The following is a 23,373-nucleotide window of genomic DNA, read 5'->3' on the forward strand; positions in this document are numbered from 1 at the left end:
CGGTACAGGACACCCAAGTGTACGGAACCGAACACTATAGACATAGCCATTCACCTATACATTAACATAAAGTTTTGTTAATCAAATAGTTATACATAGTGGCACATTTATTGGCATACTGCTTCCGAAAACACAGAAGTACAACACACTCCTACCTTACTATGGACCGCGTAATTGAAAAAAAGAAGTTTACCACAAAGAAAATCGTCCTGATTGCAGCTGGCGCGCTGGTGTTGGTGCTGGTGCTCTACAACCTGCTCTTTGCCGAGCACAGCTCCAAACTGAACGTAGACAGCGAGCGCGTGACAATCGGGCAGGTGCAGCAGGGAAACTTCCAGGAATTCATTGCCATCGACGGCTCAGTTGATCCGCTGAAAAGCTTTTACCTGGATATTACCGAGGGTGGCCGCGTGGAGAAGATCTATACCGACGATGGCCGCATGGTGGAAAAGGGAGACACGATCCTGAAGCTCTCCAACACCACGCTTCAAATTGACTTCATGACGCGCGAAACCCAGCTTTACGATTTGATGAACGAGCGCCAAAACTCAGAGATCACCATGAAGCAGGACCTGATCCGGAAAGAAAATGAGTTGGCAGAAATAGAGTACAACCTGGCCCTGGCCGAGCGCAAGTATGAGCGCAACAAAATGCTGATCGCCGAGAAGGTAATTTCGCAGGAGGAGTTTGAAGCCGCACGCGACGAGTATAATTACCTGAAAAAGCGCAAGATGCTGGCCGGGCGCTCTGTAAAGCAGGACGCTAAACTGATGGATGACCGCCTGAACCAACTCGATGAGTCAATCCGCCGCATGGAGGCCAACATCGGCATGGCTCGCAGCACGCTTAACAACCTGTATGTCACGGCACCCTTCACAGGCCAGCTTTCTACGCTGAAAGCCGAGGTAGGCGAATCGAAGGCTCCGGGAGAGAACATTGGCCAGATAGACGATCTGAACGGCTATAAGATCAAGGCGAACATCGACGAACACTATATCTCCAGAGTTTACCCGGGCCTTACCGGCAACTTCGACTTCAACGGCAAAACTTACAAGGTAGAGATCGCCAAGGTATTCCCGGAAGTACAGAACAACACCTTCCAGGTAGACCTGCAGTTTGCCGAGGGAACGCCGGAGGGCATCCGCCGCGGCCAGACGCTGCAGCTGAAGCTGAATTTGAACGACGGCGGTAAAGCGGTACTGCTGCCACGCGGCGGCTTCTACCAAAGCACCGGCGGCAACTGGGTATTTGTGGTGAACGATGCCGGCACTTACGCCGAAAAACGCAACATCAAGCTGGGCCGCCAGAACCCGAACCATTATGAGGTATTGGATGGCCTGCAGCCCGGCGAGAAAGTGGTGCTCTCGTCGTACGACAGCTACGGCGACATTGACCGCTTGGAGTTGAAATAGGTTAAATGGCTAAATTGGTAATTGGCTTATTATCAAAATCATAAATGTTTGAGAACAGCAATTTAACAATACAACAATTAGACAATCAACACCTCCATTAGTACAAAATAAAACTATAAAATATCTACAACAGCAAGCCATATGAACATGCAAGAATTAGTAATCGACACGCAGAATCTGCAGAAGAAGTACATTACTGACACAGTGGAGACAACAGCGCTGGCTGGTGTCGACCTGAAGATCAAGCGGGGCGAATTTGTGGCCATCATGGGCCCGTCCGGCTGCGGCAAGTCTACGCTGCTTAACATACTTGGCTTGCTGGACAGCCCCTCTGCCGGCAGCTTTAAGTTTTTGAACCAGGAAGTGGCCAATGTGTCGGAGCGCCAGCGCGCCAAGCTGCGCAAAGAGAACCTGGGCTTCGTGTTCCAGAGCTTTAACCTGATTGATGAGCTGACTGTGGAGGAAAACATTGCCCTGCCGCTTGCTTACTTGGGCGTTTCCAAGTCTGAGACAAGCAAAAAAACACAGGAAGCCATGGAGCGCATGGGCATCGCCCACCGCCGCAACCACTTTCCGCAGCAGCTATCCGGTGGTCAGCAGCAGCGTGTGGCCATTGCCCGTGCCACGGTATCCAACCCAGCCCTTATACTTGCCGACGAACCAACTGGTAACCTCGACTCGGTGCACGGCCGTGAGGTGATGCAGTTGCTGTCGGAACTGAACGAGGCAGGAACGACTGTGGTAATGGTAACGCACTCCCCTACTGATGCTGAATACGCGCACCGTATCGTGAATCTGTTTGACGGCCAGATCGTGACAGAGAACCTGAACGTGAAGCGCCATGCTGCAGAACTACTTTAAAGTAGCACTGCGCCACCTGACGCGCAACAAAGTATACTCGGCCATCAACATCGGCGGGCTGGCGGTCGGTATTGCGGCGTGCATTCTCATCTTTCTTTTTGTGAAGGATGAGCTGAGCTACGACCGCTACCATGCCAAAGCCGACCGCGTGTACCGGGTTACCCGCGATTTTGTGTCGGGCAATGGCTCCGTAAGCCTGCACCTGGCCCGCGTGGCGCCTCCGGTGGGTCCGCTACTGCAGCAGGACTTTCCGCAGATAGAGGCTGTTGCCCGCATGGTGACGTTTGGGATTCTGTTTGAGGATAAAGAGACGCAGCGAACCTATAGCGAAGACAACGTATACTTTGCCGAGCCTGCCGTTTTCGAAATGTTCGACATTGAACTGGTGAACGGGAACAGGGAGAAGGCCCTGCGGGAGCCCTTTACCATTCTGCTTAGCCAGGAAATGGCAGAGAAGTATTACCCGGGCGAAAACCCGGTAGGCAAGGTGCTGCACTTCGGTGAAAACTCCAGCCTGAGGGTGGAGGGTGTGTTTAAGCCTTTCCCGGCCAACTCGCACCTGCACCCCGATTTTCTTGGCTCTTTTATCACCCTGAATGATACCACGGTATACGGTGCGGAACAGTTGAAAACAAACTGGGGAAACAACTCCTTCCCTACCTACGTGCTGCTGGAGTCTGAGAAAGATGCGGCACAGCTGGAGGCGCAGTTTCCGGCTTTCCTGGACAAGCATTTGGCTGGCACAGATCATGCGGACGGGGCAAAACCAAGCGATTTCACGAACCTGTACCTGCAAAAGCTCACTGACATCCACCTCAAATCCAACCTGGACTCAGAGCTGGAGGTGAACGGCGACATGGACAGCATCATGATTTTGTCGGCAGTGGCCCTGATCATCCTGCTGATTGCCTGCATCAACTACATCAACCTAAGTACGGCACGCGCCACCACCCGCGCAAAGGAAGTAGGCGTTCGGAAAGTGATCGGCGCAGCAAGGCAAAACCTGGTGCTGCAGTTTCTGCTGGAGTCTGTGCTTACCGTTAGCATCGCCACGCTGCTGGCGCTGGGTTTGGTGGAGCTCTGCCTGCCCTGGCTCAACACCTTTACCGACAAAGCGCTGGACTTTAACCTGCTTTCAGATAACTGGCTTCTGGCGCTGGTATTCCTGCTGCCCCTGCTGGTAGGCATTCTGGCTGGCTTGTACCCTGCGCTATACTTGTCGCATTTTCAGGCGGCTACGGTGCTGAAAGGCGCCCTTAGCAACAGCTCCAAGAACCCGATGCTACGCAAGACGCTGGTGGTGGTGCAGTTCTCTGTATCCATTATCCTGATCATCGCCACGGGCATCATCTTTCAGCAGCTGATGTACATCCAGAACAAGGACCTGGGTTTTGACAAGGATCAGCTGGTGATTTTACCGGACAACAGTGAGATGCGCCCACAGTTTGAGGCTTTTAAGGCGGAGCTACTGAAGTCTTCCGCTATAGAGGGCGTGGGCCGTTCGCAGCTGATCCCGACAGAGCAACTGCTGAATTCAGCCGGCGCTCAGGTGGCCAAAGGCGACAGCATGGCACCCACCACAGCCAGCATCAAGTTTGTGACGGTGGATCATGATATGTTCGATGTGTACAACATTAAACTTGTGGCAGGCCGCAACTTTAGCCGCGAGTACAGGAGTGATGACACGGCAGCCTATGTGCTGAACGAGGCGGCAGTGCGCATGATCGGCTGGAGTGATCCGCAGCAGGCTATTAACCAGCGCTTTACCTACGGCGGTAACAATGGCCGCATTATCGGGGTGGTGAACGACATCAACTTCGAATCGCTGCACAAGGAGATTGCTCCGATGGTGTTCATGATCCGTGGGTGGGGCAACTATCAGAACATCTCCATCAAGATCGGTGGGGACACGCCACAGGCACTGGCGCACATTGAGGAAACCTGGAACAAGTTTCTGCCTAACTATCCTTTTGAGTATGAATTCATGGACCAGCTGTACGGGCAAACCTATGAGGCCGAGCAAAAGAAAGGGCAAATATTCACCCTCTTTTCCTGCATGGCTATCCTGATCGCGTGCTTAGGTTTGTTTGGGCTTGCCTCCTACACCACGGTGCAGCGCCGAAAGGAAATAGGCATCCGCAAAGTATTCGGTGCGCCGGTTGCCAGCATTGTTGCCTTAATCTCGAAGGACTTTATGAAGCTGGTGCTGGTGGCGAACATACTTGCCTGGCCCATTGCCTGGTACGCCATGCGCTCGTGGTTGGATGACTTTGCCTACCGCATCAACATCGGCACGGACATTTTTATACTTGCGGGCATCGTGGCCTTCATTATCGCTATGGCAACGATCAGTTACCAGGCGATCAGAGCCGCAACCTCTGATCCTGTCAAGTCGATCAGAACAGAATAAATTAGGTGATTTATACTTCGCTGCCGGGGGTTGGCTGTTCCTCCGGCAGTATTTACCACTACCCATTCTCTATAAAACTATGAAAAAGATATACATGCTTGCCTTGTTGCTCTGCAGCCTCTGCCCCGGGGCAAACGCGCAGACACCCGATGATGAGAAAGCTATCCGGCAGGCCATCCAAAACTATGTAGACAGTTTTTATCAGGCTGATACTACCAAAGTATACGCCAGTGTGCACCCGGAGCTTGCCAAAAGAGGCTACTACAAAAGAGACAACAGCTACCGGGAAGCCAAAATGACTTTTGAGCAGATGGTACAGCTTTCTGCCCGCTGGAACAGGACAAACCCGGTACCGGCAGATGCGCCAAAGGAGATCACCATCTTTGAGGTGAAGGACAAGATCGCATCGGCAAAGGTGAAAGCCATGTGGGGCACCGACTACTTCCACCTGGCCAAGAACGATGGGCAGTGGAAAGTGGTGAACGTGCTCTGGCAGGACTAGCAGCATTTCCCAGAAGAAGGCAGGCGTTTGTTTGCCTTTGTTTTACTCATTCAAAAAGCAGCGCAGCATCAGAAACGCATCATACTTGTACAATGCTACAGAACTATTTCAAAATCACCATCCGTAATCTAATGCGGAACAAAGTGTACTCGGCCATCAACATTGTAGGCCTTGCCATTGGTGTAGCCTCCTGCCTGCTCATCTTTCTGTACGTGCAGGACGAGCTGAGCTACGAGAGCCATTTTGACAAGGCTGATCGTATTGTGCGGATAGCCGGGGAGATTGAGCACGAAGGGCAGGTAAACAAATTCGCTCTGTCGGCACCCGTACTTGCCCCGAACCTACTGAAGAATTTCCCAGAACTGGAGCATGTTACCCAGCTCCTATCAGCCGGCAAGCAAACCATCTGGTACAAAGACAAAAGCTTTACAGAGGATAAACTCATTTTTGCCGACAGCTCCTTTTTTGATGTTTTCAGTTACGAGTTGGTGGCGGGCAACCCGGCAAGTGCCTTAGACGAGCCGCAGACGATGGTGGTGAGTGAGGAAATGGCACAGAAGTACTTTGGCGGAGCAGAGGAGGCCATGGGGAAAGTGCTGAAGTTTAGCCGCGACCCCTACAGGGTGACGGGTGTATTCCGAAACGAGGGCCACTCTCACATTCAGGCCAGCGGCTTTCTGGCGCGCAGCACCTTTGATAAGCAGCGCCAGGACGTGCTGGATGGCAACAACCATTGGTTTAACATGAGCCGTTATACCTATGCACTTCTAAGCAACGAAGCCCAAATTCAGCCGCTGCAGGAAAAGCTACACACATTTGCCGAAACGGATGTGACGCCCTGGATCAAGGAAAACAACCTGAGCGCCTCCATGAAGTTTGTTCTGCAGCCACTGAAGAGCATCCACTTTAACACCACCTACGAGGCAGACCTCTCCCCTGCCGGAAACATCACCTACATCTATATTTTTGCTGCCGTAGCCGTTTTTCTGCTGCTCATAGCAAGTATAAATTACATGAACCTGGCCACGGCACGCTCGGCCAAACGCGCCAAAGAGGTGGGCCTTAGAAAAGTAGTGGGCGCTTATCGCTCCCAGATCATCAGCCAGTTTATCGGCGAATCGCTGCTGATTACGTTGCTGGCTGTCATACTTGCGCTGGCGCTGACGCAAATCATGATTCCGGTTTTCAACTCACTCACGGACAAACAGTTTGATTCAGCCTTCTTCCTCCAAACGGAAGTGTTGCTGGCGCTACTAGCCATTGTGGTTTTCATTGGGGTAGTGGCCGGAAGTTACCCCGCTATCTTCCTTTCAGGCTTTAAACCCATTGATGTGCTGAAGACGGATAAAGCACCGAAAGGCGGCAGTGCCACGCTGAGAAAGACACTGGTGGTCCTCCAGTTTGCCATTTCACTGATCATGATTGTCGGAACGATTGTCGTCTTCAGCCAAATGCATTTCCTGAAAAACCGCGACCTGGGATTCAACAAGGAGCAGGTACTCGTTATTGATATTCCAACCGGCGACTCCACGCTGGTAAAGCAACTACCCAGCATCAAGAACGAGCTACTGCGCAACCCCAGCATTGAGCATGTCTCCAACTCGGATGATATTCCGGCGGAGTCGCTTAGCAACCTGCTTGTGTTTGCCGAGAAAGACGGACAGACGCTGCAAAACACCATGAACGTGATGTTTGTGGATTACGACTTTCTTGATGCCATGGGCATTGAGCTGCAGCAGGGCCGCAACTACTCCAAAGACTTCGGCACCGACCTGAAGGGAGCGCTGCTCATCAACGAGGCTGCCGCTAAAAAGATGGAATGGCAGGAGCCGCTGGGCAAGCGCCTGGAGGTGATCGACTGGGATGCAAAAGTGATCGGTGTTGTAAAGGATTTCCATACGACGTCGCTGCACTCCAATGTGGAGCCGCTTATACTTGCGCTCCGGCCCTCCTCTCCCGGTTATTTGCTGGTGCGCATCAAACCACAGGACATGGCCTCCACCATCAGCTTTATCGAAAGCAAGTGGCGCGCCTTTGATCCGAAGCACCCCATGGAGTATTTCTTTATGGATGATCACTTTGATGCGCAGTACCGTGCCGAGGAGAAAATGCTGACGGTGTTTGGTTACTTTGCAGGGCTGACCATACTTATCGCCTGCCTCGGCCTGTTTGGATTGGCCTCTTACACGGCGGAGCAGCGCACAAAGGAAATTGGCATCCGCAAGGTGCTCGGCTCCTCGAACGGCAGCATTGTGATGCTGCTTTCCAAAGACTTTGCCCTGCTGGTTCTCATTGCCATTGTGCTGGCCAGCCCCGTCGCCTGGTACGGCATGCACAAGTGGCTGCAGGACTTTGCCTACCGCATCGACTTAAGCTGGTGGATGTTTGCCTTAGCGGCAGTGGCAGCACTGGTTATCGCCCTGGCCACCGTCAGTTTCCAGGCCTTGAAAGCTGCGCTGCTTGATCCGGTAAAGGCCATGAGAACCTGATAGAAAAGAGATATCTACTGTGCAAGTATAGCCGGGAGGCAGGAACATCCGATAAAATACGCTGTCTGCTTCGGCAGCTCTTACTTCTGGCACGCTGTAACCTAACGCATCAACCAAATTAATATGCTTAAGAACTATTTCCTGCTGTTCTTCCGGAACATGGCCCGCAACAAAGTCTACGCTGGCATAAACATCATCGGTCTGGCCATTGGCATCGCCTCGTGCATCCTGATTTACCTTTTTGTGCAGCATGAGTTAAGCTTCGATAAGGCCTTTACCAAGCACGAGCGGATCTATCGGGTGGTGAACGACCTGATTGTGGAGGATGAGGTGGAGAAAGCATCCATCACGCACGCGGCCCTGGCCCCTACACTGGCCGATGACTTTCCGGAGATTGAGGCCTCTACCCGCATGATTAACCGGAACAAGCAGGTGCTTCGCCTCGATGACAAGGCCATTGCCATCGAAAATACGTTCTGGGCTGACAGTAACTACTTCGATCTGTTCGATTACAAGCTACTGGAAGGCAACGCCAAAACGGCGCTGATGGAGCCAAACACCATGGTTATCACCAAGGAAGTGGCCGGGAAATTTTTCGACAATCCGATGGATGCCATGTTCAGCACGCTGCGCATCGGCTCCCAATCCTACAAGGTAACCGGCATTTTTGAACCGGTGGATGCGGCCCACATGCGGCCAAACGTGCTTACCTCCTTCAGCACCATTCCGGGGGAAGTACGCCAGAATATGCGCACCAACTGGTTTGGCACCAACAGCTATACCTACCTGCTGCTCCGTAGCCCAGGCGACGCGGCAGGGCTACAGGCCAAGCTGCCTGACTTTGTGGCACGCCGCATCACGCCCGCCCGCGGCAATACCACAGAGCGAGTGGAGTTGCACCTGCAGGCCCTCGCCGATATTCACCTCGAAACCGATTACCTGTGGGAGCCCTTTCCGGTTGGCAACAAGTCCTACATTTACATCTTCTCGCTGGTGGGCATCCTGATTTTGCTCATAGCAAGTATAAATTACATGAACCTGGCCACCGCCCGCTCGGCCAAACGCGCCAAGGAGGTGGGCTTACGCAAAGTGGTGGGTGCTAACCGGCCGCAGCTTATCCTGCAGTTCCTCAGCGAGTCGGTTATGCTTACGCTGTTTGCCGTGGTTATTGCCCTGGTGCTGGTGGAGCTGATGCTGCCCACCTTCAACAGCCTGGCTGAAAAGCAGATCTCCTCCACTTATTTCCTGGATGCCAGCTTTATACTTGTGCTGGTAAGTATAGCCGTGTTTATCGGTTTGGTGGCCGGCAGCTACCCGGCCTTCGTGCTGTCGCACTTTAAGCCGGTGGATATACTTAAATCTGACAAGACACCGAGCAGCGGCGGCGCCATGCTGCGCAAGGGGTTGGTGGTACTGCAGTTCACTATTTCGCTGGTGATGATTATCGGCACGGTGGTGGTGTACAGCCAGATGCATTACCTGAAAAACCAGGACCTTGGCTTCACCAAAGAGCAGGTGCTGGTGATAGATATTCCCAGCGGCGATACAGCTATCGTAAACAAAATGCCCGTGATCAAGGCCGAGTTGCTGCGCAACGCCAATATCACCAACGCCGCCACCACCGGCATGGTACCCGGCGAGGAAACCAGCGTGATCATTTTTGCCGTGGAGCGCAACAAGGCCATGGCCGAGAAAACCATGAACACGATCTGGGTTGACTACGACTTCTTCGAGCTGATGGACATTCCCTTAAAAAAGGGCCGCAACTTCTCCGAAGAGATGCGCACCGACCTCGACAACGGATTTATACTGAACGAGGCCGCTGCCAAAGCGCTTGGCTGGGATGCCGACCCCATTGGAAAGCGCATTGGCTTCTCAGACACAACCTCCGGCAAGGTGATTGGCGTGGTGAAGGATTTCAATTACAAGTCGCTGCACAGCGCGGTGGAGCCTTTGGTTATTTTGCTGGCACCGCAGAACAACGGCTCCCTGATGGCCCGCATTTCCCCGGGTAACTTCAGCGAGACCATGGCACACGTGGAAAGCACCTGGCAGCGCTTTGCCCCCACGCACCCGATGGATTACTCCTTCCTGGACCAGAGCTTTAACGAGCAGTACCGCGCCGAGGAAAAGATGCTGGCTATTTTCGGGTACTTCGCCCTGCTCACCATCATCATCGCCTGCATGGGCCTGTTTGGGCTGGCTTCCTTTATGGCCGAGCAGCGCACCAAGGAGATCGGCATTCGCAAGGTGCTGGGCAGCTCGGTGTCGCAGATTGTGCTGTTGCTCACCAAAGACTTTGCACTGCTGGTGGTGCTTGCCATTATACTTGCCTGCCCTATTGCGTGGTATGGCATGCAACAGTGGCTGCAGGATTTTGCCTACCGAACGCCTGTCAGCATCTGGATATTTGTGTACTCGGGCCTGGTGGCGCTGGCGCTGGCGGTGCTCACGGTAAGCTTCAAGGCTGCCCGCGCCGCCATGTCTGATCCGGTTTCTGCCCTGCGGACTGAATAAAGAAATGTTTGTTGTTTGTGTTTATAAGGTGACGCCTCAGTCAGGGCGCTGCAAATTAAGTCCTGCTGAGGCAACCTTCACTGCCTGTTCTTCATCTGTATTTTACCTAATAGCCTGAATTATGAAAAAGACATCCTACACCTTGCTAGCCGCCGCCGTACTTGGCACCATCAGTTTCTGGCCCGACACGGCTGCCACAGCGTTTCCTGCCGCAGAATTGGCGTATGGGCAGGCGCAGCAGGACACCATCAAGACAAAGAAAAGCAGCAACCGCGTCCACATCGTGACGGGGAACGACGACAAGGGCAAGCACAGCTACATCAACATTTACAACGGCCGCAACGAGAGCATCACCTACAAAGGCGACGTTACACTGACGGATGACTTTACAAGTATAAAAAGCATTTCTCCCGGAGGTTATCTCAACTACTCCCTTTCGGTGGATGGCGATAAAAAAGAACTGGAACTGAAAAGCGACGCTCAGGGTAAGCTTACGCGGAGGTATCTGGTAGATGGAAAAGAGGTAGCCTTCGCCCCTGCAGGGGAGCAGTGGCTGCAGGAAATGATGCCCGGCCTGATCGCCAAGACTGGCATTGGCCTGGAGGCAAGGGTGAAGGACATCTACCAGAAGCAAGGCGCTAAGGGCGTGCTGGCAGAGGCCGGCAAGGTGGAGGGCGAGCATGGGAAGCTGAAGATGGTTTCTTACCTCTTGCAGCAACCCAACCTGAAGCCAGCAGATATGACCCTTGCCCTGCAACGCGCGGGAGACTATACGTCATCCGACTATGAGCTGAGCAAGCTGCTGCGCAATGTGCCCGCATCTTACCTCGGAAAACAGGAGTTGGCCAACGCTTACCTTAGTGCCGCCGGCAAGGTGTCATCGGATTACGAGAAGAGCAAGGTACTCGCGCATTTGCTGGACACGCCAAACCTAAGCAAGCAGACCACTGACCAAGCCCTTAAAGTTATCGGCACCGTGTCATCAGACTACGAAAAAGGTAAGCTGGTACAGAAATTCATCAGCAACAAAGAACTGCTCAAAAACAGCTACCAGGGCACCTTCGGCCTAATCGGCAATTTTTCTTCTGACTACGAGAAGAGCAAATCCATCCAAAGTATACTTAAACAGCACGCGCTTTCTGCCGCGCAATTCCAGGAGTTGCTGCCGGTGGTTCGAAACATCAGCTCTGATTACGAAAAGAGCAAAGTGCTGCGCGCAATGGCGCCAAAGCTTCCCGGGGATGCCACGGCGCTGCGCCAGGACTATGAAAAAGTAGCCAAAACCATCAGCTCCGACTATGAATACCGCAAGGCGATGGAGGCACTGGATTAGGTTCATCTACAAATTGGGCGGGGTGGTCGAAAACAAATGCATCCGTGCATCGAATCAGCTACATTAGAGTAAAGCAAACCATTGCTTGTATCGCAGGCACACGCAGTGATTCTTCAGAAGCGGTAATAGCATTTGTCAGGTAAATTTGTCTTTATATGCGCAGGCACACGTTTTCCTTCTTCCGTCGTCATCGCGCCTACGGCACCTTGTTCCTGCGGCTCGCCATCGGGGTGTTCATCATCTATGGCGTGCAGGACAACGTGTTTAGCTGGGAGCGGATGCTGGAGTTCCGGGATTTCCTGGCAGCGCGCGGGGTGCCGTATCCGCTGGTGGCTGCCCATGTGTCGGTGTACGTGCAGTTCATCTGCGGTATTCTGTTGCTTTTGGGCGCAGCCGTACGCTGGGTTGGCCTGCTGCTGATCCTCAATTTTACAGCGGCAATTCTGATTGCGCATCTCGGGCAGTCGTTTCCGCAGTATTATCCTGCGGCGCAGTTGATAGCTGTGGGCTTTTTTTTCATGTTTCACGGAGCAGGGCCGGTGTCGGTGGATGCTTTCCTGGACCAAAAACGAGCGCAAAGTATGGATCGTACGTTATCAGTTAATGTATGACTCTATCCTTTATGCAACATACTATGTCGATTAGAAAAACACTTCTGCTTCTAAGCCTGGGGCTTAGCCTAACTTTATCAGGGAACCTTGCCGCGCAGCAGGCCGCCGCTTCCAAGTATGGCGTCACCATCGACCTGACCACCGTGCGCGACGACATGGTGCAGGTAACGGTGCAGGCACCTGCCATCACGCAAAATGAGGCGGTGTACATCATGCCCAAAATCGTACCCGGCACGTATTCTGTTTCTGATTTCGGTAAGTTCGTTTCTGATTTCAAAGCCTTCAGCAAAGACGGGAAGCCCCTGCCGGTCGAGAAGCTGGATACCAACCGCTGGCGCATCGGCAACGCCCGCCAACTGGACCGCGTCACGTACTGGGTGGACGACACCTTTGACACGCCCAAGCGCGAGGACGTTCTGTTTGAGCCGGGCGGCACCAACATTGAGGAGGGCAAAAACTTCCTGATCAACACGTTTGGCTTTGTGGGGTACTTTGATGGCCTGAAACAAGTGCCGTACGAACTCACCATCAAAAAACCGGAGGGCTTTTACGGCTCTACGCCGCTCAAGGCAACTGCCTCCACCGACAGCACCGACAAGTATGAATTGCCCAACTACGTTGACCTGGCTGACTCGCCCCTAATGTACAACCGCCCGGACACGACCGTGCTCCGGGTAGGCGAGGCGGAGGTGCTGGTGTCGGTTTACTCCCCATCCGGCCGCGTAACCTCACAGCCCGTTGCCGCCACGGTGAAAAACATACTCGAGGCGCAGCGCAGCTACCTGGGCGGCACTTTGCCCGTCGACAAGTATGCGTTCCTGATCTATGTACCTGAGCGCGTAGGCAAGTCCGGTTCCTTTGGCGCACTGGAGCACTCCTACTCCTCGGTTTACTTTCTTCCGGAGATGCCGGAGGAGCAGTTCAGCAGCACCATCCGCGATGTGGCCGCCCATGAGTTTTTCCATATCGTGACACCGCTCAGCATACACTCCGAGGAGATCGGCAACTTCGACTTCATCAACCCGAAAATGTCGAAGCACCTCTGGCTTTATGAGGGGGTAACCGAGTACTTTGCCTCGCATGTGCAGGCGTACGAGGAGCTCTACGACCTGGAGACTTACCTGGGAAAGCTGCGCGAGTACATCGTGACGGCCAAGGAGTATTACAACGACACACTGCCCTTTACCGTGATGAGTGCCGGGGTGCTGGACAAGTATGAGAACGAGTACGGCAATGTGTACCAGAAAGGCGCCCTGATCGGACTGGCCCTGGATGTGCGCCTGCGCGAACTGAGCGGCGGCAAGTATGGCCTGCGCGATTTGATGCGCGATCTCTCCAAAACGTACGGCAAGGAGAATTCATTTAAAGACGAGGAGCTGTTCGACAAAATAGCCGAGTTGACATACCCCGAGATACGCCAGTTTTTCACCCGCTATGTGGAGGGCTCGGAGCCGCTGCCGCTGGAGGAGATTTTCCGAAAGGTCGGCATTCTGTATGAGCCGGTGGCTACCCAGCAAATCATTTCGTACGGGGGCTTTTTACCCGGCTTTGATGAGGCAACCGGCAAGCTGACGGTAGCCGAAACGGCGGATATGGATGCCTTTGGCAAAGAAATGGGATTTAAGGCCGGAGACGTGCTGCTGAAATTCAATGGCACCGACATTACTCCCCAGAACATACGCGACCTGATTGCCGTGGAGCTGCAGAGTATAAAACCCGGAGAGAAGATATCCTTCACGGTAGGCCGCAAAAACAGCAATGGCAAGCTAAAGGAGAAGAAATTAAAAGGCCGTGCTACAGCCGTAAAACGGGCACAACAGCATGTGCTGGTGCCTGACCCCGCCGCCACACCGGAGCAGTTGCAACTGCGCAACGCCTGGCTCGGCAACGGATAGCCAAAACAGGAACATTGCCACTAGTATAAAATAAACCTATGAAAAAGTTTACCTCCAAAGCCCTGCTCCAAAAGCTGGGAGGGCTAACCGTATGCCTAAGTGTAGCGATGGCCACACAGGCGCAGCAGGCCATTACGCTTGAAGAAAGCATTGAACTGGCCCGGGTGCACAACGTGGCCCTGCGGCAGGCGCGCTACAACAGCACCAAGTCCGATATTGAAGTGCGCCGCAGCAAGTACAGCTACCTTCCCTCTATTTCGGCCAACGCCGATGTGAGCCGCAGCAACGGCTTGTTTTTTGATAACGTGGCGGGCGAGGTGAAGCGCGGCACCACCAGCACCTCGCAGCCTTACCTGGTGGGGGAAGTGGTTCTGTTTGATGGCTTCACGAAACTGCATGAACTGAAGCAGGCAAAGCAGCAGGCAGCGGCAAGCACTTATGCGGTGCAGCAGGCAGAGATAGACCTTGAAACCAATATTACCGCCTACTACCTGCAGGCGCTGGTGGACCGGGAGAACATCCGTATTGCCGAGGGCCGGATCACACTGCTGGAAGGCCAACTGGAGAAGATCGAGAAGCTGGAGCGTGCCGGTGTACGCGCCCTCGATGAAGTATACCAGATTAAGGCGCAGCTGGCGACAGAGAAACTCAACCTCATCACACACCAGAACAACTACCGCCGCGACAAGCTGCAGCTGGTGCAGGAAATGAACGTTGAAGGCAATCCGGAGTACACGCTACAGGTGCCGGAAACACCTATGGCCCTCAGTATGGCCCTGCCGACAGAGGAGGAGGTGCTGCAGCGGTCGTTGGGCTACTCGCCCCAGGTAAAGGCCTCTGCCGCCTCCCTGGCTGCGGCTAAAAGCAACCTGAAGATCGCGCGGAGCAACTTCTCTCCCACCCTTGCGCTGCAGGGCGTGTATAGCTCCAACTACTCCAGCAACTTTTATGCAGACCCGGAGAACGGCAATTTCGAAACCATGAAATATACCGACCAACTGGACCTGAACCGTCGCAAGTTTGTCAGCCTGAGCCTAATTATTCCGGTATTCAATGGCCTTAGCAGGCACTTCGACTCCCAGACGGCCCGCCTGGACCTGCGCAACGCCGAGCTGGACTACGCTGCCAGCCAGAACCAACTGCGGCAGACCGTGCAGCAGGCTTACCAGGATGTGCTGGCGGCGCGCGAGAAGTATACTACCGTTACAGCCAACCTGGAGTATACACAGCGGGCCTTTGAGTCTGCCAGGCGCCGCTACGAACTGGGCAATATCGACTTCTTCTCTTATATGGAGTCGCTGAACAACATGAACAAATCTCAGGCGGAGCTGCTGCAGAGCCAGTGTGAGTTCTACTTCCGCATGCGGATTCTGGAGCTGTACATGGGGTAAGACCCGCCCGGGTGCTGAGGGCATTTGTATTCTTGCGCTGAAGCCGTTGCCTGTTTGGCAACGGCTTTGCTTTTACCTGCAGCAACCATCAAGAGCTAAACTATTTGCTGCTGCTGCAGGTTAATCCACTACACCAACTAATTGTTTCTCATTGCGTTTCAATTTGTGTAATTTTGGTTAAACACTGAGCAGCTTAACATTACCTGAATGCGGTTTACATACCCATCGTTTTTATATATTATAGCCTTACTTTTCCTTTCACTGCCTGCGCTGGCGCAAACCCACCTGTTGCAGGGGTACGTGCGGGCAGCGGGCAGCGGAGAGTATCTGGTAGGTGCCACCGTATCGGTTCCGGGGCTGCAGCGCGGTACCGTTACCGACGAGCAGGGCTTTTATTCGCTTAACCTTCCGAACGGGGAGCACGTGCTGCAGGCTACCTATATTGGCTTCACTCCTTCGTCCCAAACAATAACAGTAGCCGGTAAGGCCCAGCGCCTCAATATTGCGCTGGAAGCCGCCAGCAACCAGATCAGCGAAGTGCAGGTAGAATCAGCCTCGCTGCGGCAGAGGCTGAACGATACCCGCATGAGCGTGGACATACTTTCGAGCCGCGATGCTAAGCTGCTGCCTTCGCTGTTCGGGGAAGTCGACCTGATTAAAACGTTGCAACTGAAGCCGGGTGTGCAGTCGAGTGGCGAGGGCACCGCTGGCCTGTATGTGCGCGGCGGCGGCCCTGACCAGAACCTGGTGCTTCTTGATGATGCGGTTATTTACAATGCCTCGCACCTTTTTGGGTTTTTCAGTGTGTTTAACCCCGATGCCGTTAAAAGCGTGGAACTCTACAAAGGCGGTTTCCCGGCACAGTTTGGGGGCAGGTTGTCGTCGGTGGTGGATGTGAAGCAGAACGAGGGCAGCGATCAGCAGCTCAGCGCCCGGGGCGGCCTCGGCCTGATTGCCTCCCGCCTCACAGTGGAAGGTCCCATTCAAAAAGACAAATCAAGTTTCATTTTATCAGGGCGGCGCACGTACGTAGATATTTTTACCCGCCAGCTTAACCGCCTGAACGAGAACAACGACGACTACAACCCCATCCCGGACTATTACTTTTACGACCTGAACGGCAAACTGAATTTTAAGCTGGGGAAGAAAGACGAGCTAAGCCTGAGTGGCTACTACGGACGCGACTTCTTCGGCTTCAAGGACAGTGATTTTGTTTTCGGCTTTGACTGGGGCAACACCATGGCCAACCTGCGCTGGCGACACAAATTCAGCAACAACCTGTATGCCACCACCTCGATGAGTACCACTGGCTACAAGTATAACATCAACAACCGAATTGATATTTTCAGCATCAAGCTTACCTCTGATATAAAGGACTACACTCTCAAAACCGACTTCGACTGGTTTCTGGGCAAAGGGCACAGCCTGAAGTTCGGAGCCCTGGCTACCCGCCACTACTTTACCGTGGGCCGGCTCAACTTTACCTCCGAGGACAACAGCCAGAACTTTAGCTCCGGCAACGAGTTTGAGGCAAGTGAGTTCGGCGCTTACGTTTCCGACGATTACACTATCAATGCGCTGCTATCTGTTAACTATGGCCTGCGGGTATCTGCCTTTAACAGCGGCGGCAAAACCTATAGCGCCCTGGAGCCGCGCGCGTCAGCCAAGTATAACCTGAACGAGAGCACCTCGGTAAAGGCAAGCTATGCCAGCATGATGCAGTACGTGCACCTGGTGGCTAACTCCGGCGCCTCGCTTCCCACCGATATCTGGTACCCCTCCACCTCCTTTGTAAAACCACAGCGCTCGCAGCAGGTGGCACTGGGCCTGAACAAGCTTTTGGGCAAAGGCAGGTACCTGCTCACCAACGAAGTATACTACAAGTGGATGCGTAACCAGATTGACTTCCGCGACGGCGCCAATTTGTTCGTGAACGACAGCCTTGAAAATGAGTTCCTCTTTGGCCGGGGTGAGAGCTATGGAAACGAGATTTACCTGGAGCGGGTAAAGGGCAAAACCACCGGGTGGCTAGGCTACACACTCTCCTGGACCTACCGCCAGTTCGAGGAGATAAACGAAGGCAGGCGCTTTCCCACGCGCTACGACCGGCGCCACGACATCAGCCTGGTGGTGCTGCACCAGCTGAACAAGCGCCTGAGTCTGACGGGCTCCTTCGTGTTTGGAACGGGCCAGGCCATTTCGTTGCCCGTGGCCCGGTTCCCCCTGCAGGATGTGGAGGGCAAGAACCCCACCATCATTCCCGTTTACGAAGACAGGAACACGTTCCGGCTGGCGCCCTACCACCGCCTGGATTTGGGCGCTGTGCTAAAACTGAAGCCGAAACGCGGCGAGGCAGACCTGACCTTCAGCGTGTACAACGTGTACAACCGCCGTAACCCGTACTTTGTGTACTTCGAGCAAATTAAGGACAAGACAATTGATGAGACGGTGGGCTTCCAGGCAAAGCAGGTTTCTTTGTTTCCGGCTATCCCGTCCGTCACCTATAATTTTAAATTCTGATGAACTTCGCCAAATCATTATTATACTTCATGCTGCCGCTTCTGGCCTTGCTGAGCAGCTCCTGCGATATGGAAAAGGACATTGAGGTGGATTTGCCTGCGCACAAGCCACAGTTGGTGGTGGAGTGTTACCTGGAACCCGGCAAACCCATCCGCGCGCTGGTGCTGGAGACTGCCGGCTACCTCGACCCCATTGCACTGCCGTTGGTACCGGAGGCTGAGGTAATAGTAACCACGCACACCGGCCAACGCATTAAATTGTCTAACAGGCCCACACAGAACAAAGAGTCAGGCCGCTACTTTACCCACACCTCCGGTGAGATAATGGAGGGCAAGCCAGGGGATGTTTACAGCATCGAGGTGACTGACGGAAAAGGACGCCGGGTAACAGGCTTTACGACGATCCTGGGACAGGTGCCCATTGCCAAAGTGGCTTGGAATTTTAATGACAAAGACGAGGCGTACCTGCTCACCTCCTTTCAGGACAACGGCAACACCGCCAACTGGTACCGCTACATGACGCACCGGGACAGCCTAAACCATGGGGCACAGCGCGATTTCGCCACCTCTGATGAGCTAACGAACGGCATTCGCGTATCCTATGGCTCCGGGTACGACTATAAGGAAGGCGATACCCTGATCGTCACCTTGTTTCATATCGAAAAGCAGTACTATGAGTTTCTTTCCTCCACTGACGCTGCGAAAGATGCCAACGGAAACCCGTTTGCCCAGCCTGCCAAGATTAACTCGTCAGTAACAGGCGGCATCGGTATTTTCACCAACCTCGCTTACGACCGCAAAACAGTTATCATCACAAAGTAGGCAAATCAGGAGCTGCTTCAAGAGCTATTCTCTTCGAAATAAGTATAAGTATAGCCGGTGCAGACTGATGCAGCGGTTCAAGGCATGGCGGCTCCTTAAACAGGGAGCCGTTTTCTGTTTCAAGCCAAGCTATAATTCTGGGTTTCCCTTTAATCTAGCCCCCTCTCAAAAAATTAAAACTTGCATTATGGAGGCTATAACGAAGCACTGCTCAGACTGCATAAACAAACAGAATACAAAAATTTATAATCAAATTTAAATAACATATATTTAACTAATGCTATAACAACTCCCTCATGCTGCAGCTATGAAGACTCCTTACTTGTTTATGGGCGCTCCTCCCTTCACACCGCCCCCTTCTATTGTAGACACAATGAGGCACCTCTGGAGTTTTGCCTTGCACCCCAAACAGGTACAGCGCGAGCATAACGTGCTGGAGGTAAAGCTGCCGCTCATTTTCCAAATCCTGCTGATTCAGTTGGTGGTACTAACCTTGTTGTTGGTGCTGCTGAGCCTGGTGTACAAAACAATTGGCTTCCAGTTGCAGCACCTGGGCGAAGCATGGACTTACTTAGAGGGAAAACCGTTTGTACTGCTATTTATAACACTTATACTTCTGGCGCCCATACAGGAGGAAATCGTATTCAGGTTGCCGCTGCTGTACTCCGGCGGGTTTGTACTAACGGCGCTGGCTGTTTTTGCTTTTCACTACGGCCCTGTACTGGCTACGGCAGCCGGATTGGCACTGCCGCAGGCGCTCCTGCTTTTAGCCGTACTGATTGGTGCAGTGCTGTTGTTCATCAAAAAGCCAGTCTGGAGAGAGAACCTGCGGAAACTATGGCAATACCATTTTGGCCTGGTTTTCTATTTCTTTACGCTGCTCTTTGCCCTGATGCATTTGCTGAATTACCGAAATGTGGATTTTCCTGCTTACCTGCTCCCAATGCTGGTGCTACCACAATTGGTTGGCGGCATATTTCTAGGTTACACGCGCCTGCGCCTGGGGCTAGGCTGGTCTATTGTGCAGCACATGTTCAACAACGCGCTCATTCTCTTTCTCATTTACGGCTATCTTGCCTCAAATTGATCACCCCTACTATATGATACGACTTATACTTGCTGCAGCGCTGCTTGCCCTGGCAGCCGTTCCTGCTTTTGCCCAGGTGAATGTGTCCTATCACCAATCCAGCATTCCGTTTGTGGCTGTGGGATATGAGTTTGATCGACTAGCCCCGGAGATACGGCTAAGCACCGATGTTTACACCGATGACAGCTTCAGTGTGGAGGCGGTACTGCCCTACAAGTTTCTGCGGCGGGAGGATTACTTTCTCGATGCCGGGCTTGGCGCACGCATTGGTGATTTTGACGGAGTGGTAGTCCCGGTGGGCCTGAGCGTTTACCCGTTCGAGAAAAAGCAGTTTGGCTTTCATACTGAAGTGGCCCTGCTGAGCAATGTTGGAGGTGATCTTAATCCAATTTTGCGCGGCAGTTGGGGTATCACGTTTCGTTTTGCGGAGCGAGCTGCAGAATAACTAAAAGCAGCGGCCGCACCTGAAACAAGTGCGGCCGCTGCTTTTATAATTTGTTCAATTATTCTAGCTGCGACGAATTAACTCAGCTATGAGGGCTGTCATGCGGGGTTCCGCGATGGCGGCGGCCTCCAGAATATCGGCCAATTTTACTTTCTTCAGGCGGTCCGGTGTACACATATCGGTGATCACTGAAACAGCGAAAACCGGCATGCCCATGTGGCGGGCGGCAATCACCTCCGGCACTGTGGACATTCCCACGGCATCCGCCCCGATCACGCGCAGATAGCGGTACTCTGCCGGCGTCTCCAGCATCGGGCCAGGAACGCTCACATAAACCCCCTCCTGCAGTGTAATACCTAAATCATCGCCAATTACCATTGCCTCGCGCACCATGTGCTCATCATACACGTCGCTCATGTCGGGGAAGCGCAGGCCCAGCTCATCCAGGTTTTTGCCGATGAGCGGGTTGCTTGGCTGCAGGTTTATATGATCTGTGATGATCATCAGCTCGCTCGTAGTAAAGTCAGGATTCAGGCCGCCTGCCGCGTTAGAAACGAACAGCTTTTGCACTCCCAACAGCCTCATCACGCGCACCGGGAAAACAACCTGCTCCATACTATAGCCTTCGTAGTAATGGAAGCGCCCCTGCATCACCACCACCCTGCGGCCGGCCAGCAAGCCGAAAATTAGTTTGCCGGAATGGCTTTCCACTGTGGAAACCGGGAAGTACGGTATTTCATCATAAGAGATAGTATGGTTAACCTCCAGCTCGTTTACAAGCGCACCCAATCCGGTGCCAAGTATGATCCCGAATTCCGGGGCGAAGTTTTCAATGCGCTGCTGTATGTAGTCGGTAGCTTCCTGTAGTTGTAAGATCATGGTGTGGATCAATTTTGAATAACTGGATAACTGAATTTTGAATGAGTGAATGTGTGACTGAGTGAATTAGAAAAGGTTCGCTAACATAGCCAAACTGTTGAGCCATAGCAAAAGCTGCATAATTCGTAATTCTCTACGTGTAAAGTTGCGAAAAATAGCTTTGCGATAAAACAAAACCGCTTTCAGGTGCCATACCCAAAAGCGGTTCATTGTATCTGCAGACTTCTGAGTGATTGATTTATTCACTCAATCACTCATCCACTCATTCAAAATCCAACCACTACTGCACTACGAGGTCGTACGGCATGCGCGCCTGCGCGCCTGTAATGTGGGCAGCTTTCTGGTACAGTTTGTAGAACGGATAAAGCTCTCCCATTTCGGCTTTGATGGCCTGCTCCTTTGCCTGGGCACTCATCCCGCCGAAGAACTCTTCCATAAACGACTTGCGCGCCGGCAGTGTCTTCAGGCGGTAATCATCTTCCACACCGGCTTTCTTAGCCGCTATGGCAATGGCTTCCTCCAGCCCGCCGAACACATCCACCAGGTTTCGCTCTTTTGCCTCGGCTCCCGACCAAACACGGCCGGAGGCATACTCCTTCAGCTGGTCCTGACTCATGTCGCGGCCCTGGGCGGCTTTGCTGGTAAAGGTGTCGTAGATCTGGTTGATCTGGTTTTGCATGATCTCCTTCTCCTGCTCAGTCATCGGGCGGGTGATGGTGGGCATGTCGGCAAACTTACCGGTGCTTACGTGGTCTACTGTCACGCCCAGCTTTTCGTTCAGGAAGCCCTGTATATTCGGGATAACGCCAAATACACCAATACTGCCTGTAATAGTGTTCGGGTGCGCCACAATGGTATCGCAGCCCATGGCCATGTAATAGCCCCCGGATGCGGCCAGGTCGGACATGGAGGCAATGATCGGTTTTACTTTTTTAGTTAGTTGCACCTCCCGCCAGATAATATCAGAGGCCAGCGCGCTTCCGCCCGGCGAGCTGATGCGCAATACCACTGCCTTCACATTCTCATCCAGGCGCGCTTTTCGGATAGCCTCCGCAAAACGGGTTCCGCCAATGTTATCATCGGCGCCTTCGCCGTCCACAATGTCGCCTTCGGCGTAAATTACGGCGATGCGGTTTTTTGAGGAGCCCGTTTCTTCGCCGCCCCTTACTTTTTTATACTTCGAGAACTCGATCAGTTCCAGGTCGTCCTTCTCCTCAACGCCTATACGCTCGCGGATGTAGGAAAGCGCCTCATCATAGTAGCCCACATCGGTAATCAGCTTATACTTCAGAGCATCCTTGGGGTCGCGCACCAACAGGTTATCCTGCACCTCCTTTAGTGCGGCTAACTGAATACCGCGTGCCTTGGCGATCTGCTGTAGCTGGTAATTGTTGATGGAGTTCAGAAAAGAGTTTAGCTGCTCGCGGTTCGCCTCGCTGGCTTTCTCCAGGAAGAACGGCTCCACGGCACTCTTGTAAGTACCCACTTTAAAGATCTGGGCCTCGATGTTCAGTTTGTCCAGCAGGCGCTTGAAAAAAATCAGCTCCGAACTCATGCCGTTGAACTCTATCGTGCCCATCGGGTTCAGGTAAATCTTATCTGCCACCGAAGCCAGGTAGTAGGCTTTCTCGGTAGATAGGTCGGTGTAGGAAACCACAAACTTGCCTGACTTTTTAAAATCGATCAGCTCGTTTCGGATCTCCTCCAGCTTGCCCATACCGGCATCCACGAAAGTCATGTTCAGGAAAATACCCTCAATGTTCTCGTCGTTTTTAGCGCGGCGAATAGAAGCTTTGATCTGGTCTAGGCCATCTGTACTGGAAAGACCGCCAAAAGAAAACCCGAGTTCTGCCAGCGGGTTCTGTGGGTCGCGCTCTGTAATGGGCCTGTCAAACTTAAGCTCCAGCACCGAGTTCTCGGCTACTTTCACCTCATCATCAGAACCTGCGCTTGCAGCAATACCGATCAGAATCAGGATGCTGAGAAAGGAGAATACGAGCAGGCCAAGGATAGTGGCCAATACGTATTTCAGAAAATTTAGCATGTGTTATGTTGGTTAGAATAATGCGTGGAATCAGGAACCTGCACAGGCTCCATACTTTCAATAAACAAATTTAATGCGTAAAGTTCAACTACTTCTCCCCTTCTCGACCAACCCCTGCTTTTCCTATACTAATATGTGAGAGTGCTGAGTTCTGAG

At 53.0% G+C, this 23,373-nt stretch carries 16 protein-coding genes; 14 read left to right on the top strand and 2 right to left on the bottom strand.

From position 1 onward, the window contains the following. The first annotated feature begins 161 nt into the window (after positions 1–161). From A0W33_RS02550 to A0W33_RS02615, 14 genes are all read left to right on the top strand, one after another. Positions 162–1,412, top strand: a complete 1,251-nt coding sequence (locus A0W33_RS02550) for an efflux RND transporter periplasmic adaptor subunit (RefSeq protein ID WP_068836713.1) — start codon at positions 162–164, stop codon at positions 1,410–1,412. 147 nt (positions 1,413–1,559) lie between these two features. After that, positions 1,560–2,273 (top strand): ABC transporter ATP-binding protein, encoded by a 714-nt coding sequence (locus tag A0W33_RS02555; protein WP_394331608.1) that lies wholly within the window; start codon positions 1,560–1,562, stop codon positions 2,271–2,273. Further along, positions 2,254–4,683 (top strand): ABC transporter permease, encoded by a 2,430-nt coding sequence (locus A0W33_RS02560; protein ID WP_068836715.1) that lies wholly within the window; start codon positions 2,254–2,256, stop codon positions 4,681–4,683. Before A0W33_RS02555 ends, A0W33_RS02560 begins: the two co-directional genes overlap by 20 nt. A gap of 79 nt (positions 4,684–4,762) precedes the next feature. After that, the gene (locus A0W33_RS02565; RefSeq protein ID WP_068836716.1) at positions 4,763–5,185 is read left to right on the top strand and encodes a nuclear transport factor 2 family protein; all 423 of its coding nucleotides are present in this window, start codon (positions 4,763–4,765) and stop codon (positions 5,183–5,185) included. Between the two features lie 92 nt (positions 5,186–5,277). Continuing rightward, positions 5,278–7,674: an ABC transporter permease gene (locus tag A0W33_RS02570; RefSeq protein WP_068836717.1), complete on the top strand. Its 2,397-nt coding sequence runs from the start codon at positions 5,278–5,280 to the stop codon at positions 7,672–7,674. A gap of 123 nt (positions 7,675–7,797) precedes the next feature. Next, the gene (locus tag A0W33_RS02575; RefSeq protein ID WP_068836718.1) at positions 7,798–10,191 is read left to right on the top strand and encodes an ABC transporter permease; all 2,394 of its coding nucleotides are present in this window, start codon (positions 7,798–7,800) and stop codon (positions 10,189–10,191) included. A 121-nt stretch (positions 10,192–10,312) separates the two neighbouring features. Next, on the top strand, positions 10,313–11,524 hold the full coding sequence (locus tag A0W33_RS02580) for a hypothetical protein (protein ID WP_068836719.1): 1,212 nt from the start codon (positions 10,313–10,315) through the stop codon (positions 11,522–11,524). 155 nt (positions 11,525–11,679) lie between these two features. Next, positions 11,680–12,135 carry a DoxX family protein gene (locus tag A0W33_RS02585; protein WP_068836720.1) on the top strand — a complete coding sequence of 152 codons (456 nt, stop codon included), beginning with the start codon at positions 11,680–11,682 and terminating at the stop codon, positions 12,133–12,135. Between the two features lie 23 nt (positions 12,136–12,158). Continuing rightward, positions 12,159–14,030: a M61 family metallopeptidase gene (locus tag A0W33_RS02590; protein WP_082815105.1), complete on the top strand. Its 1,872-nt coding sequence runs from the start codon at positions 12,159–12,161 to the stop codon at positions 14,028–14,030. 38 nt (positions 14,031–14,068) lie between these two features. Further along, positions 14,069–15,421, top strand: a complete 1,353-nt coding sequence (locus A0W33_RS02595) for a TolC family protein (RefSeq protein WP_068836721.1) — start codon at positions 14,069–14,071, stop codon at positions 15,419–15,421. A 207-nt stretch (positions 15,422–15,628) separates the two neighbouring features. Next, positions 15,629–17,941 carry a TonB-dependent receptor gene (locus A0W33_RS02600; RefSeq protein ID WP_068836722.1) on the top strand — a complete coding sequence of 771 codons (2,313 nt, stop codon included), beginning with the start codon at positions 15,629–15,631 and terminating at the stop codon, positions 17,939–17,941. Beyond that, positions 17,941–18,762: a DUF4249 domain-containing protein gene (locus A0W33_RS02605; protein WP_068836723.1), complete on the top strand. Its 822-nt coding sequence runs from the start codon at positions 17,941–17,943 to the stop codon at positions 18,760–18,762. The genes A0W33_RS02600 and A0W33_RS02605 overlap by 1 nt, the downstream gene beginning before the upstream one ends. Before the next feature lie 307 nt (positions 18,763–19,069). Then, positions 19,070–19,849, top strand: a complete 780-nt coding sequence (locus A0W33_RS02610) for a type II CAAX prenyl endopeptidase Rce1 family protein (protein WP_082815106.1) — start codon at positions 19,070–19,072, stop codon at positions 19,847–19,849. A gap of 13 nt (positions 19,850–19,862) precedes the next feature. Then, positions 19,863–20,294: a hypothetical protein gene (locus tag A0W33_RS02615; protein WP_068836725.1), complete on the top strand. Its 432-nt coding sequence runs from the start codon at positions 19,863–19,865 to the stop codon at positions 20,292–20,294. Positions 20,295–20,357: 63 nt separating this feature from the next. Here the strand turns inward: A0W33_RS02615 and A0W33_RS02620 are convergent, their stop codons facing one another. Both A0W33_RS02620 and sppA read right to left on the bottom strand, forming a co-directional pair. Beyond that, positions 20,358–21,173, bottom strand: coding sequence for a purine-nucleoside phosphorylase (locus A0W33_RS02620; protein WP_068836726.1), 816 nt, complete (start codon positions 21,171–21,173; stop codon positions 20,358–20,360). 280 nt (positions 21,174–21,453) lie between these two features. After that, positions 21,454–23,217, bottom strand: a complete 1,764-nt coding sequence (gene sppA, locus A0W33_RS02625) for a signal peptide peptidase SppA (protein WP_068836727.1) — start codon at positions 23,215–23,217, stop codon at positions 21,454–21,456. Positions 23,218–23,373 lie beyond the last annotated feature (156 nt).

The sequence above is a fragment of the Pontibacter akesuensis genome (assembly GCF_001611675.1).
Taxonomy (GTDB): Bacteria; Bacteroidota; Bacteroidia; order Cytophagales; family Hymenobacteraceae; genus Pontibacter; species Pontibacter akesuensis.

Coding starts and splice junctions, on each gene's coding strand:
- A0W33_RS02550 (WP_068836713.1), top strand. CDS start 162: ATGGACCGCGTAATTGAAAAAAAGAAGTTTACCACAAAGAAAATCGTC.
- A0W33_RS02565 (WP_068836716.1), top strand. CDS start 4,763: ATGAAAAAGATATACATGCTTGCCTTGTTGCTCTGCAGCCTCTGCCCC.
- A0W33_RS02575 (WP_068836718.1), top strand. CDS start 7,798: ATGCTTAAGAACTATTTCCTGCTGTTCTTCCGGAACATGGCCCGCAAC.
- A0W33_RS02600 (WP_068836722.1), top strand. CDS start 15,629: ATGCGGTTTACATACCCATCGTTTTTATATATTATAGCCTTACTTTTC.
- A0W33_RS02620 (WP_068836726.1), bottom strand. CDS start 21,173: ATGATCTTACAACTACAGGAAGCTACCGACTACATACAGCAGCGCATT.
- A0W33_RS02610 (WP_082815106.1), top strand. CDS start 19,070: ATGAAGACTCCTTACTTGTTTATGGGCGCTCCTCCCTTCACACCGCCC.
- A0W33_RS02555 (WP_394331608.1), top strand. CDS start 1,560: ATGCAAGAATTAGTAATCGACACGCAGAATCTGCAGAAGAAGTACATT.
- A0W33_RS02570 (WP_068836717.1), top strand. CDS start 5,278: ATGCTACAGAACTATTTCAAAATCACCATCCGTAATCTAATGCGGAAC.
- A0W33_RS02580 (WP_068836719.1), top strand. CDS start 10,313: ATGAAAAAGACATCCTACACCTTGCTAGCCGCCGCCGTACTTGGCACC.
- A0W33_RS02590 (WP_082815105.1), top strand. CDS start 12,159: ATGTCGATTAGAAAAACACTTCTGCTTCTAAGCCTGGGGCTTAGCCTA.
- A0W33_RS02560 (WP_068836715.1), top strand. CDS start 2,254: ATGCTGCAGAACTACTTTAAAGTAGCACTGCGCCACCTGACGCGCAAC.
- A0W33_RS02585 (WP_068836720.1), top strand. CDS start 11,680: ATGCGCAGGCACACGTTTTCCTTCTTCCGTCGTCATCGCGCCTACGGC.
- sppA (WP_068836727.1), bottom strand. CDS start 23,217: ATGCTAAATTTTCTGAAATACGTATTGGCCACTATCCTTGGCCTGCTC.
- A0W33_RS02605 (WP_068836723.1), top strand. CDS start 17,941: ATGAACTTCGCCAAATCATTATTATACTTCATGCTGCCGCTTCTGGCC.
- A0W33_RS02595 (WP_068836721.1), top strand. CDS start 14,069: ATGAAAAAGTTTACCTCCAAAGCCCTGCTCCAAAAGCTGGGAGGGCTA.
- A0W33_RS02615 (WP_068836725.1), top strand. CDS start 19,863: ATGATACGACTTATACTTGCTGCAGCGCTGCTTGCCCTGGCAGCCGTT.